At 73.7% G+C, this 17,891-nt stretch carries 17 protein-coding genes; 8 read left to right on the top strand and 9 right to left on the bottom strand.

What is annotated here, in order from left to right; all coding sequences use genetic code 11:
- The first annotated feature begins 31 nt into the window (after positions 1–31).
- Entirely contained in the window at positions 32–661 is a 630-nt protein-coding gene (locus AC07BS_RS07680) for a hypothetical protein (RefSeq protein WP_478930854.1), read from the top strand.
- Positions 662–734: 73 nt separating this feature from the next.
- On the opposite strand, the gene AC07BS_RS07675 is transcribed toward AC07BS_RS07680, so the two are convergent.
- A complete protein-coding gene (locus AC07BS_RS07675) occupies positions 735–1,283 on the bottom strand; it encodes a DM13 domain-containing protein (protein ID WP_478644122.1) in 549 nt (182 codons plus the stop codon).
- Positions 1,284–1,367: 84 nt separating this feature from the next.
- Positions 1,368–2,135 carry a type I methionyl aminopeptidase gene (gene map, locus AC07BS_RS07670; RefSeq protein WP_478644124.1) on the bottom strand — a complete coding sequence of 256 codons (768 nt, stop codon included), beginning with the start codon at positions 2,133–2,135 and terminating at the stop codon, positions 1,368–1,370.
- Between the two features lie 94 nt (positions 2,136–2,229).
- Here map and AC07BS_RS07665 point away from each other — a divergent pair, with 94 nt between their 5' ends.
- Together AC07BS_RS07665 and AC07BS_RS07660 are read left to right on the top strand one after the other, a co-directional pair.
- Positions 2,230–2,511: a helix-turn-helix domain-containing protein gene (locus tag AC07BS_RS07665; RefSeq protein WP_478644127.1), complete on the top strand. Its 282-nt coding sequence runs from the start codon at positions 2,230–2,232 to the stop codon at positions 2,509–2,511.
- A gap of 97 nt (positions 2,512–2,608) precedes the next feature.
- Complete coding sequence (locus tag AC07BS_RS07660) at positions 2,609–3,091, top strand: IclR family transcriptional regulator (protein ID WP_478930851.1); 483 nt, start codon at positions 2,609–2,611, stop codon at positions 3,089–3,091.
- 52 nt (positions 3,092–3,143) lie between these two features.
- Here AC07BS_RS07660 and AC07BS_RS07655 read toward each other — a convergent pair whose 3' ends face one another.
- Both AC07BS_RS07655 and AC07BS_RS07650 read right to left on the bottom strand, forming a co-directional pair.
- Complete coding sequence (locus AC07BS_RS07655) at positions 3,144–3,860, bottom strand: B3/B4 domain-containing protein (protein WP_478930849.1); 717 nt, start codon at positions 3,858–3,860, stop codon at positions 3,144–3,146.
- A gap of 99 nt (positions 3,861–3,959) precedes the next feature.
- A complete protein-coding gene (locus AC07BS_RS07650; protein WP_478644133.1) occupies positions 3,960–4,925 on the bottom strand; it encodes a GlxA family transcriptional regulator in 966 nt (321 codons plus the stop codon).
- Between the two features lie 184 nt (positions 4,926–5,109).
- On the opposite strand from AC07BS_RS07650, the gene AC07BS_RS07645 reads away from it, so the two are divergent.
- Positions 5,110–6,207 carry a PP2C family protein-serine/threonine phosphatase gene (locus AC07BS_RS07645; RefSeq protein WP_478644135.1) on the top strand — a complete coding sequence of 366 codons (1,098 nt, stop codon included), beginning with the start codon at positions 5,110–5,112 and terminating at the stop codon, positions 6,205–6,207.
- A 25-nt stretch (positions 6,208–6,232) separates the two neighbouring features.
- Here AC07BS_RS07645 and AC07BS_RS07640 read toward each other — a convergent pair whose 3' ends face one another.
- Together AC07BS_RS07640 and AC07BS_RS07635 are read right to left on the bottom strand one after the other, a co-directional pair.
- Positions 6,233–7,813 (bottom strand): alpha/beta hydrolase, encoded by a 1,581-nt coding sequence (locus AC07BS_RS07640; protein ID WP_478930989.1) that lies wholly within the window; start codon positions 7,811–7,813, stop codon positions 6,233–6,235.
- A 122-nt stretch (positions 7,814–7,935) separates the two neighbouring features.
- Positions 7,936–8,298, bottom strand: a complete 363-nt coding sequence (locus tag AC07BS_RS07635) for a nucleotide pyrophosphohydrolase (protein WP_478644137.1) — start codon at positions 8,296–8,298, stop codon at positions 7,936–7,938.
- 84 nt (positions 8,299–8,382) lie between these two features.
- Between AC07BS_RS07635 and AC07BS_RS07630 the strand changes: the two genes are divergently transcribed.
- On the top strand, positions 8,383–10,266 hold the full coding sequence (locus AC07BS_RS07630; protein WP_478930846.1) for a DNA/RNA helicase domain-containing protein: 1,884 nt from the start codon (positions 8,383–8,385) through the stop codon (positions 10,264–10,266).
- Positions 10,267–10,342: 76 nt separating this feature from the next.
- Positions 10,343–11,368, top strand: coding sequence for a hypothetical protein (locus tag AC07BS_RS07625; RefSeq protein WP_478644139.1), 1,026 nt, complete (start codon positions 10,343–10,345; stop codon positions 11,366–11,368).
- A gap of 28 nt (positions 11,369–11,396) precedes the next feature.
- Here AC07BS_RS07625 and AC07BS_RS07620 read toward each other — a convergent pair whose 3' ends face one another.
- Positions 11,397–12,389 (bottom strand): Rossmann-fold NAD(P)-binding domain-containing protein, encoded by a 993-nt coding sequence (locus tag AC07BS_RS07620; protein ID WP_478644141.1) that lies wholly within the window; start codon positions 12,387–12,389, stop codon positions 11,397–11,399.
- A gap of 83 nt (positions 12,390–12,472) precedes the next feature.
- Between AC07BS_RS07620 and AC07BS_RS07615 the strand changes: the two genes are divergently transcribed.
- Positions 12,473–13,978, top strand: a complete 1,506-nt coding sequence (locus AC07BS_RS07615) for an FAD/NAD(P)-binding protein (protein WP_478930844.1) — start codon at positions 12,473–12,475, stop codon at positions 13,976–13,978.
- Between the two features lie 96 nt (positions 13,979–14,074).
- On the top strand, positions 14,075–15,115 hold the full coding sequence (locus AC07BS_RS07610) for a hypothetical protein (protein ID WP_478930842.1): 1,041 nt from the start codon (positions 14,075–14,077) through the stop codon (positions 15,113–15,115).
- On the opposite strand, the gene AC07BS_RS07605 is transcribed toward AC07BS_RS07610, so the two are convergent.
- Together AC07BS_RS07605 and AC07BS_RS07600 are read right to left on the bottom strand one after the other, a co-directional pair.
- The gene (locus AC07BS_RS07605) at positions 15,066–15,737 is read right to left on the bottom strand and encodes a response regulator transcription factor (protein WP_478644213.1); all 672 of its coding nucleotides are present in this window, start codon (positions 15,735–15,737) and stop codon (positions 15,066–15,068) included. The two genes, AC07BS_RS07610 and AC07BS_RS07605, sit on opposite strands and share 50 nt — an antisense overlap.
- Positions 15,738–15,744: 7 nt before the next feature.
- Positions 15,745–17,814, bottom strand: coding sequence for a sensor histidine kinase (locus AC07BS_RS07600; RefSeq protein WP_478644147.1), 2,070 nt, complete (start codon positions 17,812–17,814; stop codon positions 15,745–15,747).
- Positions 17,815–17,891: the final 77 nt, after the last annotated feature.

Below are 17,891 nucleotides of genomic sequence, written 5' to 3'. Positions count from 1 at the left end.
GGCCGAGGTCCGGACGGAAGGGAGCACGGCGATGAACACCACGGACACCACCACTCCCTCGACCCTCTCCCGGCCCCTCCCCTCACCCACCCCCTCCGCCACCCGCCCGTTCCTCCGACGCCGCCGGCGCGGACTGGCGGCCGTCGCCGTCGTCACGGCGCTGGCCGGAGCGGGCGCCGGACTGGGCGCGCCCTCGGCCGTGGCCTCCACCGCGGCCGATCCCGTGACCGTCGGCTACACCTGCACCGGCCCCGGCGCCCCCGGCGGCGTCCAGTCCCTCCAGGTCTCCATGACCGCGCCGGCGAGCGTCCCGCGAGGCGGCACCGCCGAGCTCTCACTGGAGGTCACCACCGAGCTGAGAGTGCCCCTCAACGTCCCCGCCCGCAGCGTGACGGGGGACATGGCCATCGAGCTGGGCGGCGCCGCCTCCGGCAGCGTGACCGCCACCGGCTTCTCCAACCCCGCCTCCATACCCAGCGGTTCCACGGTCACGCTCACCGGCGGCACCGCCTCCGTCCAGCTCGACACCCCGGGCACCGCCACCTTCACCCCCGGCAACGCCGCCGTCCACGTCTTCGGCCTGACCGTCGACTGCGTGGTCTCCGGCACCGCCCCCGTCGCCGCGACGACGGAGGTCACCGAGGCGTCACCGCACGCCTGACGACGAACGACGTAGGACGAACGACGAACGACGAACGACGAACGACGATGCACGAGGACGCGCGACGACGGGCTCACGTACGGCTCAGCGCGGCCGCCCCGAAGGAGACGTCGAAGCGGTCGCACCAGATGCTCACGCTCGTGTAGCGGTTGAGGTCGAGGCCGGCCGGCAGCGTGTAGTTCTGGTCGCCCTTGTTGCCCTTGAGCTTCCCGAGGCTGACGTGAGCACCGTCGTCGAAGACGTACCAGCCGGCCCGGCCCTCCTTGACCGGCGCGTCCGATATCAGGACCCGGAGGTCCGGGCCGTTGCTGGTGTCGAGGTTCTCCAGCCGCACCGTGCGTGCCCCGTCCGGCAGTTGCAGGACGCGCACCGTGCCGCTCGTCGTGTGCTCGTGGCTGATCAGGCGACCGGTCGCCAGGGTCCGCACCCCTCCCGCGCCGCCCCCGCCCCGCGCGTCGGCGGCGGGCCCGCCGGCGGCCGTGGGCGCGGACTCCCGCACCGTCTCGTCCACCCACAGCTTCCACGGCTGGAACCAGTACACCCCCAGCCCCACCGCCAGGGTGACCACGGCCAGCGCCCCTATCACGATGGGCCTGGTCAGCAGCCGTCGTACGCGTCCCATGTCCGCCTCCCGCATCCGTTGTGCTCTCACCCTTAAGAACACCGCCGAGGCCGAAACGGATCCACGGACCGGATGACGAAAGTCTTACGGCAGCGTGAGGACGCGCGGCCCCTCGTCGGTGATCGCGACCGTGTGCTCGAAGTGGGCGGCGCGGCTGCCGTCGGTCGTGCGCAGCGTCCAGCCGTCGGCGGCCGTGCGGTAGTCGTCGCGGCCGCCCGCGATCAGCATGGGCTCGATCGCCAGGACCAGGCCGTGCCGCAGCGGGAAACCGCGGCGGGGGCGGCCGCGGTTGGGGACGTTCGGCTCCTCGTGCATCCGGCGGCCGATGCCGTGACCGCCGAAGTCGGCCGGTGTCCCGTAGCCGCCCCGGCGCACGACCGCGCCGATGGCGTGGGAGATGTCGCCGACGCGGTTGCCGGTCACGGCCGCCGCGATCCCCGCGTCGAGAGCGCGCCGCGTGGCCTCGATCAGGTCGAGGTCGGCGGGGCGGGCGGTGCCGACGGTGAAGCTGACGGCCGCGTCGCCGGCCCAGCCGTCGAGCACGGCTCCGCAGTCGACGCTGAGCAGGTCGCCGTCACGCAGCCGGTACGCGCCGGGTATCCCGTGCACGACGGCGTCGTTGACGGAGGCGCAGATCACCGCCGGGAACGGGGTGGGTGCGAAGCCCGGGTGGTAGCCCAGGAACGGGGATTCGGCCCCGGCCTTCTCCAGGACGTCGCGGGCCACCCCGTCCAGCTCGCCCAGGCCGACGCCGACGGCCGCCGCCTCCTGTACGGCCGCCAGCGCGTGTGCCACGACGCGCCCCGCCTCCCGCATGGCCTCCAGTGCCGCGTCCGTCTTGATCTCCACCATGTCGCGTCCTCCCCGACCGCACACCGCGCCGGCCGGTACGCAGACCGGCGCGGCGACGGCACCCAATTCTTATACCGGTATTAGTATCACGGTCATGGTGAGAACTCCCCTGACCCCCTGGGAACGACAGCGCGGCGAACAGCTGGGCGCACTGCTGCGGGAAGCGCGCGGCGGGCGCAGCATGGTCGAGGTCGCCGCCGGGGCGGGACTGTCGGCCGAGACCCTGCGCAAGATCGAGACGGGCCGGGCGCCGACCCCCGCCTTCTTCACGATCTCGGCGCTCGCGGCCACGCTCGGCCTGTCCCTGGACGTCCTGGCCCACGCCTGCGTCGAGGGCCTCGACGAGGCGGGCCCGGACACGGCGATGTCGGCGTAGCCGGACAGGGGGTGTGCGGCGGGCGGCGGGGGACGTCGGCCCGGATCGTCCGATCGGCCGAGGCATTCACCCCGCCCACGTCCCTACCGTGGCGGGCATGTACCAGTACCGAGCACGCGACGACGGCTACCAGCACCCCCTGTACGCGTACGCGCCGGACTGCAACGACGTCCGCGCGTCCGCCATGACCTGGGCCGACCGGCTCGCCGCGCACAGCGGCATGAGCGTCAGCCTGGCCGTACCCCACCCGGACGGCGCGCAGGTCATCCACCACGTCTTCCGCCCCGACAACACCCCGCAGCACCTGCGGACCGGCGAGGTCCGCCCGTTCGGCAGCGCCACCGCCCAGGCCTTGGCGGCGCCGTACGACAACCGCTGCGTGTTCGCGCCGGAGGAACCGGGCGCGGGCGGCGCGGTCGCCTCGCTCGCCATCGCCCTCCCCTGCCCGGGCCCCGAGCCGGCCGCCGCCGCGATCGTGGTGACGGGCCCCGCCCACCGGCTCGATCCGGCGGGTCCGGAGGCGGGACGGTACGAGGCGCTGCTGCGGGAGACGGCCGAGGCCCTCGCGGCGACCCTGTGAAGGCGAACCGTGAAGGGCGACCCCGCGAAGAGCGACCCGCGAAGAATGCGCCTCAGCGCACCACGCGGGACGCGATCGACGCCCCCGGGCTGCTCAGCGCGAGCGCGTCCGTCAAGGCCTCCCCCGCCGCGTCCAGCGCGGCGTCGTCCATCGGGCCGAGCGCGTCGAGGATGAAGACCGCCCGTGTGGTGGCGAGCGTCAGACGGGTGCGCGTGCACTGGCGCCAGTTCCAGCGGCGGCAGGTGACGCCCGCGTCGTCGCTCCAGACGACCTCGCCGGGCGGGCAGTGCTCGATCACCGTCTCCCCGCCCGCGGTGGTCTCGAAGGGCTCCTCACCGGTGGCCCGGATCAGCCGCGCGGGGCCGCGGTAGTGATCGAGGTCCTCGCCGCCCAGCGGCAGGACGTGGGCGACGGAGATCGCGTTGTAGATGTCGGTGAGCCGGTCCACACGCGGCAGGCCCGCCGGGGCGCGGCGCAGCAGCGCCTCGGCGCTGGGGCGGGTGCGCTGGGGCTTGGCGCCGAAGGCCCGGAAGGCATCGCGCCAGGCGGCCAGGTGCGGGTGATCCTCGGGGGCGGTGCCGGCGAACCGGGCGCGGGCGGTCTCCTCGGCCGAGGCGAGCAGCTTCTCGCTCGCCTCGTCGCTCGGGCCGGGGCGCAGGCCCTCGGCGACGACGATCAGGGCGCGGTAGTCGGGCCGCAGCGCGCGTACGGCGGGATCGACGGTCACCGTGTCGAGCCAGGCCGCGGCGTCGATGGTGTCGGTTGCCATACCTCTCCTCACAGGTCAGTACGATGAACTTAACAGTTCTCTCGACTGTACCAACCCGCTCGACCTTCCCTCCCGCCCCGCCGCCTCGCCCTCGCCGCCTCACCCCCGCCGGAAGCGGTCCCGGTACGCGGCCGGCGAGACCCCCGTCTCGCGGACGAACGCGCGCCGCATGGTCTCCACCGTCCCGAAGCCGCACCGCCCGGCGATCGCGTCGACGCCCTCGGCCGAGCTCTCCAGCAGGGCGCGCGCGGCGGCGACCCGGGCCCGCTCCACGTACGCGCCGGGGCTGGTGCCGACATGCTGGGTGAACAGCCGGCTGAAGTGCCGCCGGCTCATCCCCATGAGCGCGGCCAGCGCGGGGACCGAGCGGTCGCCGGCCGGGTCGGAGTCGATGTCGTCGACGAGGTCGCTCAGGGCGCCGTGCGACGGCCCGTTCCTCGACCAGGTCCTGAACTGCGCCTGCCCGCCCGGCCGCTGCATGAACACGACCTGGTACTTCGCCACCGCCCGGGCCAGTTCGGACCCGAAGTCCTCCTCCACCAGCGCGAGGGCGAGGTCGATGCCGGCGGTCACGCCCGCCGAGGTCACGACGGCGCCGTCGCGCACGTAGATGGCGTCGGGTTCCACGGAGACGGCCGGGTAGCCGGAGGAGAGCTCGGCGCAGGACGCCCAGTGCGTCGTGGCCCGCCGCCCGTCCAGCAGCCCCGCCTCGGCCAGGACGAACGCCCCCGTGCACACCGAGCCCGTACGCCGGGCGCCGACCGACAGCCGGCGTACGTGCCGGACCAGCTCGCGGTCACCGGCCGCGGCCGCGTATCCCCGGCCGCCGGCCACCATCAGGGTGTCCGGCGGCTTACGGATCCGGGCGAGGTCGGCCGACACCCCCAGCTGCGCCTCCGCCGAGGCCGCGACGGCCCGGCCGCCCACGGAGGCCAGGCGTACGCGATACCCGGCGCCCCCCTCGGCCGCGACCCGGTCGAAAACGTCCAAGGGCCCCGCGACGTCCAGCAGTTGCACACCGTCGTACACGACGATCACCACGTCGTGCGTCACCTTGCCGTTCACAGTGGCCATCATCGGCGACCGGCCGGGGCGGCACACCCGAATGGAACGGCGATCACCTTTATGGAGTAATGTCCTTTTTTTGCCGCATACGACCACTTATGCCATGCCGAGGGCGCGCAGGGGCCGGCTCGGACGATCCCACGAGTTGCGGCGCGGCACCCCGCCCCTAGGGTGGAAGACAACCATGAACCGCGACCGCGACCCGGCTCGCGACAGGCCGCTCGCGCCGCCGCCGCTGCCGAGCAGTGCCCGCGCGCTCGTCGTCACCGCCTACGCCCTGCTCGCCGTGGCCATCGCGATGGACCTGGCGACCAACCCCACGCTGACCTTCTCGCCGGTGCTCGCCACCGCACCCGTCCTGGCCAGCATCGGCGCCCGGCGTGCCCGCGTGCCCTTGATCGTCGGGCTGGTCGCGCTCGTCGTCGTCGCCCCGCTGGCCCTGGCCGACCGCGACGTCGCGCTGTCCGTGCACCTGACGTCGGCCGCCACCGTCCTGGCCATCACCTGCGTCAGCACCGCCAACGTCGTGCTCGTGGCGACCCGCGAACGCGAACTGCTCCAGTCCCGCTCGGTCGCCGAGGCCGCCCAGCGCACCCTCCTGCGCCCCCTCCCGGAGCGTGTCGACGGGCTGCGGCTGGCGGTCCGCTACCTGGCCGCGGCGGCGGACGCCCGGGTGGGCGGCGACCTGTACGAGGTGCTGTCCACCCCGTACGGGACCCGGCTGATCGTCGGCGACGTGCGGGGCAAGGGGCTCTCGGCCATCGAGACCGCCTCCGACGTCCTCGGCACCTTCCGGGAGGCCGCCCAGATCGAGCCGTCCCTGGGCACGGTGGCGCGCCGGCTGGACGCGGCGGTGGGCCGGCGGCAGGCGGGCGAGGAGTTCGTGACGGCCGTCCTGGTCGGCCTGCCCCTGTCCGGCGGGCCCGCGGAACTGGTCGACTGCGGCCACCTGCCGCCGCTCCTCTGGCAGGACGGGCACGTCACCGAGGTGATCGCACCCGTCCCCGATCCCCCGCTGGCCCTGCGCGCCCTGGTCCCCGGCCCGTACCGCCGCGAGCACTTCGCCTTCACCCCCGGCGCGTCGCTCCTCCTCTACACGGACGGCGTGACCGAGGCCCGCGACGCCACCGGCCGCTTCTACCCGCTGGCCGAGCGCCTGGCCACGTTCCCCGACCTGGCCCCCGAGGCGCTGCTCGACCGCCTGGTGGCCGATCTGCGCGCCTACACGGGCGGCGATCTGTCCGACGACGCCGCGCTGCTGGTCGTACGCCACGAGCGGTGACGGCGGGAGCCGCCGGGGGCCGGCCTCACGAGGTGGGCGGGCACTGTACGTCCCCCGCGGGCGACCGCCCTTCGAGCAGGAACTCCTCGACCGCCCGGTCCACACAGCCCGAACCGCTCGCGTACGCCGCGTGCCCCGTCCCCTCCCGGACGACGAGGGCGGCCGTGCCCAGGTTGTGCCGCACGGTACGGGCGTTGGCCAGCGGCGTCGCCGGGTCCACGGCGTACGAGACCAGCATCATGGCGGGCGCGCGGGGAGCCGTCAGCGGCTCCGCCCGGCCCGTCGCGGCGATCGGCCAGGCGGCGCACCGGTACATGGCGGCGGCGACGGTCGCCCCGAAGAGGGGCGAGGCCTTGTCGAACTCCCCCGTACGGGCCAGCAGTTCGCCCGAGGTGCGGGGGCCGGGCTTGTCCAGGCACTCGACCGCGTTACGGGCCATCGTGGGGTCGACGGCCGTCTCGGCCCGCTGGGCCCGCGCGCGTTCGACGGCGAGGCCGATCAGCGCGTCGGGCCGCCCGGCCAGCGCGTCCAGCAGCGCCTGCGTCAGGTCGGGCCAGCGTTCGGCCTGGTAGAGCGGTTCCCTGATGCCCTGCGCGGCGAGGCCGGTGGTCAGCCTGACGCCGTCGGCGCCGGGCAGGGGGTGCGCGTCGAGGCTCCGGACGAACTCGGTGGTGACGCCGACGATCTCCTCCGGCGTACGGCCCAGGGCGCACCGGTGGTCGACGCAGCCGCGGGCGTAGCTGGCGAAGCTGTCGCTGAGCGAGGTCACGTCGCTGCGGGCGGTCCCGGTCTGGTCGGTGCCCGGGTCGACGACGCCGTCCAGGACGAAGCGCCCGACGTGTTCGGGGAAGAGGCGCGCGTAGTGCTGGCCGATGTACGTGCCGTAGGAGATGCCCAGGTAGTCCATCTCGGGCTCGTCGAGCGCCGCACGCAGCAGCTCCAGGTCGCGGGCGACGCTCACCGTGTCCATGTGGGCCAGCAGCGCCCCCGTGACGTCGCGGCATCTGCGGCCCTGCTCGGCCGCGGCCCGGAACTCCGCCTCGGCCTGCTGGGCGGTGCGCGGGATGAGGTCGCCACCGCCGCCCTCGGGGCACCGGAGCGGCGCCGACCGGCCGGTCCCCCGCGGGTCGAAGCCCACCAGGTCGTAGCGCTCCATGACCCGCGTGGTCGCCTCGAACGCCCCGGCCGCCACAAGGCCGGCCCCCGCCTCGCCCGGCCCGCCGGGGTTGAACACCAGCGTCCCGGCCCGCGCCCCCGGCCCGGCGGACCGCACCCGCGCGAGGCGCAGCTCGATCGTCGCGCCGCCGGGCTCGGCGTAGTCGACGGGCACGGTCAGCCAGGCGCAGTCGGCGTCGGGCCGCAGGGTGGCGCTCTCCGGGCCGGCGTCCTCGGGCACGCACCCGTCCCATACGAGGCGCTGCCGCGCGAGGCGCTCGGGCACGGCGGGCAGGGCCCGCGCGGGCGCCGGCGGCGGCGAGGCGGCGGACCGCGCCCCACCCCCGGCGGACGCCGCCCCCGGCCGCCCCCCGCCGCCACCGTCGCACCCGCCCACGACGAGGGCCACCACGGCGACCCCCACGACGACCCACCCGGCCTGCCCACGCATCGGCGTCACCCCTTCCGCCCCTTCCGCCTCAGGACCCGGAGCCCAGTCCACTAGCGGACGGCCGGCCCCGCAGCCGGGGTGACCCATCGGGATGAGGAGGACCGCGCCCGCGGGGGCAGGGGTCACTCACGCTCTTCCAGGACCGTGTACTTGTCGGCACGGCCCCGGGCCAGGTGAACCGGGTACCGGCGGCGATTGGTCTCGATCTTGGCCCGCAGGGCTTCGGCGAGGTCGAGATCGAGGACGTCGGCCAGCCGCAGCAGGTACGCGAAGACGTCGGCCATCTCCTCACGCACCGCGCGCGCCCGGTCCGGGACGTGCATGACGGCGTCAGCCTCCTCGGGCGTCAGCCACTGGAAGATCTCCAGGAGCTCACCGGCCTCACCGGCCAGGGCCATGGTGAGGTTCTTGGGGCTGTGGAACTGTTCCCAGTCCCGTTCCCGAGCGAAGGCGGCCAGCTGGTCCTGAAGGCTTCGGATCGTCATGTCGGCCATACCTACCAGTCCTGTGCGACACATGGGCTGGATGTGACGTGGTGGGATTGATGTGAGCACTGATATAGCTCGTGTGTGCATGTTTACGGGGGGAAGGTCGCCGACGTCGCTGAGCGGATCAAGGATCCGGGCTTCTTCGACCTCTGCGCCGCACGGTTCTCGGCTCTTCACCGGAAGCCCGTGGGAGACGACGAGCGCAGGAGCTGGGAACGGAGCTGGCCCGCGCTGCTGAGGGCTCTCGAGGCGGCGGGCGCGCGGGATCTGCATCTGCTGCTCGAATACGCGTTGCCGGGAACCGGCGAGCGGGTCGACGCGCTGCTTCTGGGCCGCGGCGCGCGTTCCGAGCGGCTGACCGCGGTGGTGCTGGAGCTGAAACAGTGGACACGAGCCCGTCTCCACCCGGGCAGCACGGGCATGCTCCGGGTGGGCGGACGCGATGTCCTGCATCCGTGCCGCCAAGTGGGCGGCTACGTCCACTACCTCGGCTCCTGGCTCCCCGAAAGCCTGGAACTGTCGGTCCGCGGCGCCGCTGTCGTGCACGACGCCGAGACGGAGTTCGCGGCGACGCTGCGCGAAGCGGTGCGGAACCAGCCGAGCGGGGCGTTCCCACTGCTCGCCCGTGATGACCTGCTGCCGCGTCCGAGCACCCTGGCCCTCGCGGAGCGGATCGGCTGCGGCGACCTGCTCGAGCCGGAGCCCGGGCAGGTGGAGGTGTTCCTCGAAGCACCCCATCGGCCGTCGGACACACTGCTGAAACGCTTCTCCACCGCGATCTCGGGCCAGGGCGGATTCACCTTGCTCGGTGAGCAGGACCGGGCCCGGCAGGCCGTCCTCGCGGCGTTGGGCTCGCCGCCCGGTGGCGGGAGGGGCAGGCTGTTGGTGATCACGGGTGGCCCCGGGACAGGGAAGACGGCCATCGCAGCTCGCCTGCTGGGAGACCTGTGCCAGCGACCCGAGGCCAATCCCAGGCTGCTGTCTCCTTCCGGAACGCTGACCCGGCAGTTGCAGCGCGCTGTCGGGCCGGAGTCCAAGGGTCTGATCGCCACCTTGGACCGCCGCGCCCCGAGTGGGCTGACCGAGAAGAGCGTCGTCCTCTTGGACGAGGCGCACCGCGCCCGTACGGAGCGGCCGCGTGTCGACCCTTCCCGCTCATCGCTGCTGACCGCGCTGTTGCGAAAGACCGCCGCGCTGGTGATGTTCCTCGACCCGCGCCAGATCATCAGGCCTGGAGAGGGAGCGGAGGTCGAAGAGTTGCGGGAGCTGGCCGCTCGGAACGGCGCCGACTTCCAGCACATCGACCTTGTCACCCAGTTCCGCTGCGGCGGTTCCCAGGCGTACCAGCGCTGGGTCGACGCGCTGTTCTCCAAGGACGGCAGCCCGCTGCCCTGGGCAGGCGGGGACTACGGCCTGTCCCTCGCACCCCACCCGTGCGCCATGGGCTCATGGGTCGACGCCCGTATCGGGTCGGGAAGAAGCGCTCGGATCACGGCCGGCTTCTGCTGGCCGTGGACGGCGTCGTCCCGTCCGCCGCTACCGGCCGAGGTGTCGCTCCCGTGCGACCACACAGGGATGCCCCATGTGTGGGAGCGTCCGTGGAACTTCCGTGCGGACCGGACCCCGCCCGACGCGCCGCGCGTCCCCGGCCGTGTCTTCTGGGCGACCGATGACGGAGGTCACGAACAGGTCGGCTGCGTCTACACCGCTCAGGGCCTCGAGTACGAGTACGGGGCTGTGATCATCGGCCCCGATCTGATCCGCACCGCGTCCGGCTGGGAAGCCCACCCGGAGAAGAGCCACGACCCGACGATGAGGAACGTCAGCCCCGCCCACTACCTCACGTACGCGCTCAACACCTACCGCGTGCTGGCCACTCGGGGCACCCGCGGCACCTGCCTGTACTCCACCGACGCGACCACACAGCGCTACCTTCAGGGGCTCATGCCGGGTCAACAGGTGTGAGTGGCCGGCCCGTCTGTCAGTGGCGGGTGAGACGATGCGGCCTGTTGGACTCATCCGAGAACAGGGGGACACCGGCATGCCGCTCGTCGCGATCCAGCCTTCCTACGGAAATCCCGCCGCCAGGCGCCACTGGCGGGACACCCTCGACCAGGAGGTGCCCTTCGCCACGGATCCCCACGCCACAGCCCTCTCCCCTGCCCAGCGTGAGCAGTTGCTCGGCGCTCACCCGACGGGCAGTGCCCGCTTCTGGGGCGCCACCGCCGTGCAGGACAGGAACATGCGGCGCCTCCGGACCGGCGACGTGGTGCTGTTCACGGGCGGCAACCTCGTCCGCGGCATCGGCGAGATCGGGGTGACCTTCCAGAACGCGGCGTTCGCGGACACCATGTGGACGCCCGATCCCGTCAAGGGAAGCTGGCACAACGTCTACAGTCTGCTCTCGTTCGAGCCCACCGAGATCCCCTACGCCGAGATCTGGGCACTCCCCAGCTTCAACGAGAACGACAACTTCATGGGGCTGCGGGTCCTCGAGGGCGAGAAGGCCGAGGAAGTCCTCCTGGGGCTGGGCATCGGCACCTACACCGACACCCAGCGGAAGATCGCCCGGGACGTCGCCGTGGCGACCGCCATCTCCCAGGGAACTCAGGTCGTCCCCCTGGAGGGGGTCCACACCACCACGACCGCCTACCAGCGTGATGCCCGGCGGATAGTCGTGAGCCGGGCCGAGAACCTTCTCGTCCGCGAATACACCGACACTCTCGGCGGCATCGCGACAGAGCGCCTCCGCACCCCTGCCGGTATCACGGACATCCATGTGTCCGGTCCGGACGGGACGGAGATCATCGAGGCCAAGAGCAGCAGCGATCACATCTACGTCCGCGCCGCTCTGGCCCAGCTCCTCGACTACGCGCCCCACAGCCCCCGGCCGGCGGACCGCCTGGCCGGGCTGTTCCCCACGCGCCCCGCGGATGCCGACACGGCGTTGCTCCACCGCTACGGCATCGACTGTCTGTTCCGCGTATCGGCGGGTGTCTTCGAGCGGCTCGAGGCGCCCGCGGCGGCACGGCAGCACATGCGCGCGGTGTGGGCCGCGGAGGCCTAGCCGGTCGCCGGCGCCCCCCTCCTCGTCCTCAGCCCGCGAGCCGCCTCAGGACCCGCTCCTCCGTCTCCGGGTCCAGGCCCACCGGGTCGCGGTCCTCCCGCTGCGGGGGCGTGCCGCCCAGGGAGCGGAGCCAGGTCCAGGTGTCCTGGGCCGTTTGTTCCACCGGGCGGCAGCGGAGGCCGGTCGCCAGGGCCTTGTCGACGTTGCCGCCGTGGACGGCCTCCTGGAGCTCGCCCGGGGGGAGCCAGATCGGGAGGTCCTGCCAGGGGGTGATGCCCTCCGCGAGGATCGTCTCCGGAGGGGCCCAGCGCAGGTCCACCGTGCCGCCCGTGGCGCGGACGCAGGCGTCGAGGAGGCCGGCCGTCGTGGTGTGGCCAGGGGGGCTGACCAGGTTGTACGGGCCGCCGAGGCCGCCGGCGGCCGCGTCGAGGGTCCAGGCGGCCAGGTCGCGGACGTCGATGTACCGGAGGGGCAGGTCGCGCGGGCCGGGGGCCAGGAGCGGGCCGCCGCGGGCCGTGCGCAGCAGCCACCAGGGGAGACGGCCGATGTTCTCGCCGGGGCCGAGGATCAGGCCCGCGCGGACGAGCAGGGCGCGGTCGCCGAAGGCGGCGGTCGCGGCCAGTTCGCCGCCGCGCTTGTCCTCCGGGTACGCCACCTGACCGGCGTCGGGCGAGGCGTCGACCACCGGCGCGGTCTCGTCGAAGACGGGCGGGCGCGGTGAGGCGTAGACGGAGCGGGAGGAGATGTAGGTGTAGTGCCCGGCACGGCCGGCCAGCAGCCGGGCCGCGTCGCGGACGGCCGACGGGGCGCCGGACCAGGTGTCGACGACGAGGTCCCACTCCCCCGTCTCCAGGGCCGCGAGGCCGCCCTCGTGGGAGCGGTCCCCGTGGAGCGCGGTGACGCCGGGCGGCGCCTCGTGGCGTCCGCGGTGGAAGACGGTCACCTCCCAGCCGCGCTTCAGGGCGTCGTCCACGACGGCGCGTCCCACGAATTCCGTTCCACCCAGCACCAGGAGTCTCATGTGTCCCAACACTGCATCCACATCACGGATTTGGGAACATCGGCATGCTCTCAGCGAAATCGCCCAGGGCTTAACATCACTCCATGAAGCCCATGGTGCCCCGTGACGTGGTCATCGTCGGGGCCGGGTTCGCGGGCACCAGCGTCTTCCTGCATCTCGTGCGCGCGCTCGGCGACCCCGCCCGCCCCGCCCCCACCGTGCGGTCCGTCCGGCTCGTCGATCCCCGTCCCGTCGGCTGGGGACTGGCGTTCGGCGATCCCGATCCCCTCCTGCTGTGCAACAGCGCCGCCGAGATCAACTCCCTCCTCGCGGACGAGCCCGCCGACTTCGTCGACTACCTGCGGCGCCGTCACGACTGGACCGGCTCGCCCCGGGACTGCGTCCCCCGGGCCCGGATGGCGGAGTACTGCCGGGACCGGTACACCGAGGCCCTCAAGGAGGCCGCGGCGCTCGGCCTGGAGACGGAGCACGTCACCGCCACGGCGCGGTCCGTGCGCGCCGCGCCCGACGGCCGCCGTCTCGTGCGGCTCGACACGGGCCGGGACCTGACCTCCGACGCGGTCGTCGTCTGTGCCGGGGTCCACCGGCCCCGGGTCCCGGAGGGGTTCGCCGGCCTCACCGGGCACCCCCGCTACCTCGACAGCCCCTACCCCGCCGCACGCGTGCGCCGCGCCGTGCGGCCCGGCAGCCGGGTGCTGGTCCTGGGGACACGGCAATCGGCCGTCGACGCCGCGTTGTTGCTGTGCCGCGACGGCCACCGGCCCACCATGACCTCGCCGTCGGGTCTGCTGCCCGCCGTCCGCGTGTCGCTCGCCGCGCCCGTACGGCCCTTCCCGTCCATCGACGCCGTCGCGCGGCTCGATCCGGACGACCCGCTGCTGGAGGAGAAGGTGCTGCGGCGCGTGGTGGAGGCCGTCCGGTTGGTGAGCGACCGCCCCCTGCGCCTCCAGACGTCGGCGGCACCGGACCCCGTCCGGCGCCTGCGCGAGAACATCGCCCTCGTGGACGCGGGGGTGTGCGCGTGGCCCGGCGTCGTCGTGGCCGCGCTCGAAGCGGTCATCGAGCTCAGCGCCGGGCTCTCCGCCGAGCGGCGGGCGGCGCTGCTGCGGCGTTTCTCCTGGTTCACCAGCCGTTACGCCACCGCGATGACCGTCGTCAACGCGCGCCGGCTGCTGGCCCTGTGCGACACCGGCACCCTCCGCATCGCCCCCTCCTATCCCCGCGCCGTGGCGTTCCGCGACGGCGCCTGGCACGTCGAGTGGCCGGAGGCGACCGGCGCCGAGGCCTTCGACCACGTCGTCAACGCCACCGGCTTCGAGCAGCCCGGGATCCACCACTCCCCCGACGGCCACGAGCTGTTCCTGTCCGCCGGCACCGGCGACGGCCCGCCGCCCGCCGGCCCGGTCCCCCTCGGCCACCTGGAGGCCGACCTCCGTGTGCGCCCGGGCCCCGGCGCCCCGCCCGAACCCGTCTGGCTGGCCGGCGTCGGCACGCACCTCCGCGTCCCGTTCTCCAACCACCTGCGCAACGTGACCCGGCAGGCCCGTCAGGTCGCACAGGCGCTGGCGAGCGGGACGGTCGCCGTGTGACGCCGGGGCACGTCGTCGGGCAGAGCGTGGTGGCGGCCTCCGCGGTGGCGCGAACCGGACCTTGCCGGGGCCGGGGCCCGGCGCTGCAATCGGCTCATGACGACGACCCGAGAGAGCACCGGCAGGAACGGCGGCAGCGGGACGGGACCGGGCGGCACGCTCCGCCATCCGCGCATGGCCACCGGATGGGAGCAGGTCGCGCACGCGCTGCGCGCCAGAAGACCCCGGCGCCCGGCGGGGCTGCCCGGGGAGCCCCGCTGGCGCGGCGAGTTCGTGCGTCCGGAGGTCGAGGGGCCGCGTGTCGGCCTGCGGGAGTTCGGCTACGCCGGCCACGAGCTGAACCGCGGCCACGGCATGGTGGACGACACCGCGCTCGCCGGTCCGGTGCGCATCCTGACCCCGGAGGGCCTGGAGTGCCTCACCGAGGTGTGCGACCGGCTGGAGAGCTCCGCCGCCACCGCCCGGTTCATCACCACCCGGCGGGTGCGCGGGGCCGATCTGGTCTCGGCGTTCATCAGCAATATGATCCGCGACCGGGGGTTCCTGCTGGCCGTCTCCCGGCTGGCCGGGGTGCCGCTGGTGCCGCACCCGCTGCGGCTGCCCACCGTGCAGGTCAACTACTTCGAGGCCGACGGCCGCTCGGACATCGTCAAGTGGCACCACGACGGCATGGACTACGTCCTGACCCTCCAGCTGAACGGCTACGAGGACTACGACGGCGGTCGCTTCAGCTACTTCCAGGGCCGCCTGGACGAGTTCACCGGCGCCCGGGAGGGCGATCCCCGGATCAAGGAGGCGCCGTGCGGGGAGCGCGGTGCGGCGCTGTTCCTCCACGGCAGCAGGATCTTCCACGCCGTCTCCCCGGTGACCCGGGGGCGGCGGGTGACGGTGGTGGTCTCCTTCCTCTGCCCGTACTTCGCCCGGCGGGACTCCAACACCTTCTGGCACCTGGCGGCGGACGACGGCATCCCGGCGACGGTGCCGAACTGGCTGCGACTGAAGTGGCCGGTGCGCGAGCCCGCGCTGGACTACGCGCTACGGGCCGGCAGCCCCGTCGTCACCTGGGAGGACCTCCGGGACGGGCCCGTCAGCCCAGGCCGCGCGGGGCGTGCCGGAGGTAGGCGAGGACCGCGCTGACGCGGCGGTGGAGCAGGGGTTCCTCGGCCAGGCCGAGCTTGGCGAAGGTGGAGTTGACGTGCTTCTCGATGGTCGATTCGGAGAGCACGAGCGCCTGGGCGATGGCCCGGTTCGTCTTGCCCTCCGCCATGTGCCGCAGGACGTCCAGCTCCCGGCGCGTCAGCGCCGCGAGCGGGGCGTCGGCGGCCCGGGTGTGGCTGCCCATCAGCACCTCCACGATGCGGGGGTCGACCACCGAGCGCCCGGCGGCGACCTCGCGCAGCGCCCGCAGCAGCTCGTCCAGTTCGCCGATGCGCTCCTTGAGCAGGTAGGCCAGGCCGTCGGTGCCGCGCTGGAAGAGGTCGAAGGCGTAGTTCTCGTCGGCGTGCTGGGAGAGCATGACCACGCCGATGCCGGGGTGCCCGGCGCGGATGGCGTGGGCGGCGGCGATGCCCTCGGTGTGGTGGCCGGGCGGCATCCGGATGTCGGCGATGACGACCTCGGGCCGTAGTTCCTCGACGGCGTCGAGCAGTTCCTCGGCGTCGCCGACGGCCGAGACGACGGCGACGTCGCCGGTGTCCTCCAGCAGCCGCCGGGTGCCCTCACGCACCAGATAGTGGTCCTCGGCGATGACGACGCGCATGGGTCGCTCAGTCACGGATCTCCTCCCGCACCCGCTCGGCCAGCCTGGATCGGACAGTGGTGCCGCCGCCGGAGCGGCTGGTGATCCACAGGTCGCCTCCCACGGCCTCGATCCTGTCCCGCATGCCGGTCAGGCCCACGCCCCGGGTGGTGTCCGTGGCGAAGCCGACCCCGTCGTCGCTGACCTCCACCACCAGCCAGCCGTCGGCGCGCGTTATCCGGATCGTCACATGGGTGGCCCCGGCGTGCTTGAGGATGTTGGTCAGCGCCTCGGAGACGAGGTAGAACGCCGACTCCTCGATGTCGAGCGCGAAGCGCACCCGTTCCAGGGAGTCCTCGATCCGTACGGTGACGGGGATCGGCATCCGGCGCGCGCGGGAGGTGACGGCGGCCACCAGGCCCTGGTCGGTGAGGACGGGCGGGTGGATGCCGTGGGCGACCTCGCGGAGTTCGTCGATCACGCGGTAGGCGTCGTCCTGCACCTCGGTGAGCACGCCGTCGACGTCGCCGCCCCGGCCCAGCCGGTTGCGGGCCAGGCACAGCTTGGCGACCAGCGCCACGAGATCCTGCTGGATGCCGTCGTGCAGCCGGCGCTCGATGCGCCGCCGCTCGCTGTCCTGGGCCTGCACGATCCTGGCCCGGGAGGCGTCGAGCTCGCCGGCCTGGCGCTGCACCTCGTCGACCCGGGTGGACAGCTCGGCGGCGAGCCGGACGTTGTGCACGGCCAGGGCCGCCTGCCGTGCGAGCGTCTCGACCACGTGGTGGTCCTCGGGCGTGAACCGGCCCCCGGTCTTGGGCCCGTACTCGATCAGGCCGAGGACGTCGTCGCCGAACCGTACGGGGATCCCGCCGGCCGGCGGCCGGTCGCGCCCCGCGGCGGGCCGCTCGCCGGCCGTGCCCAGGTGGACGGGCATCCCGGCGTCCCCGCCGAGCCGCACCCGGGCCCAGGTCAGGCCGAGTCCGCCCTGGAGCCCGGCGGCCAGCTGGGGGGCGAGCCGGCTCAGGTCGTAGGCGTGCTCCAGGGCACTGCCGAGCTGGACGAGCAGCTCGAAGGCGCTCAGGCGTTCGCCGAACACGCGGCGTTCGGCGAGCTGGTTGAGGCGGGCGCGCAGCGGCTGGAAGAGGGCGGTCGCGGTGACGGCGACGAGCACGGAGAGGCCGATGGGGAAGTACTGGCCGGCGGTCAGGCCGAGGGTCATCGCCATGCCCAGGTACCAGCCGCTGATGATGAGCCACAGGGTGCCGTAGACGACCGAGCGCCGGATGACGATGTCGACGCCGAGGAGGCGGTAGCGGAACGCCGCGTAGACGATGGAGAGGGAGATCAGTACGTAGGGCAGGGCCCCGAGCAGCGCGCCGACGAGATAGAGGACGCCGGTCTCGCCGTGCCAGGGGCGGAACAGCCGGGAGGTGGCGCGGCCCAGGAAGAGCACCGACGCCGCGACGGCGACGGGCAGCGGGGCGGCGATGTCGCGGCGCCCGGCCGCGCGGGCGCGCAGGCAGCGGACGACGAGCAGCGCGGCGCCGATCCCGGGCAGCCAGGCCTCGGGGTAGTAGAAGACGGCGTACTCGACGCCGCGCGTGGGCACTCCGGCCAGCGGCAGGGCGACCGGCAGGACCAGCAGCCCCCACAGGGAGCGCAGGACGAGGCGTTCGTGGCGCAGGTGGTAGCGCCCGTCGGGCAGCAGGGCGAGGAGGTGGGCGACGAGGATGCTCACCGTGAGGTTGACCCACTCGGTGGGCAGGACCACCAGGGAGGCCTGCGGGGAGGGCAGGCCGTTCTCCGGGGCGGTCAGGTCCCAGCCGAGGCAGGCGGTGAGCAGCGCCGAGGTGTAGCGGATGCCGATGCTGACGGACAGGGCGGTGCCGATCAGCAGCAGGCGGCGGGCGACATGGCTGGCCGGGGCGTGCCACCAGGCGAAGAGCCCGGCGCAGTAACAGGGCAGGACCGAGCCGAGGATCCAGGGCAGGGTGACGGTGTTGTTCCGCAGCAGAAACGCTCCGGTGGCGGCAGCCCAGAGCAGGCAGAGCCCGCCGAAGAGCGCGGCGATCCGTATCGGCCGCCCCCTACCCCACACGCGTACCCCTCACGCGCGACATTATCGGGGGTCGCTCGGCCGGCGGTCCAGACGATGTCCCACAAACCGCGTATAGC

The organism is Streptomyces sp. NPDC044063 (genome assembly GCF_056434285.1).
The sequence above is the reverse complement of the archived record's forward strand: the minus strand, read 5'-3'. Positions and strand labels throughout refer to the sequence as shown.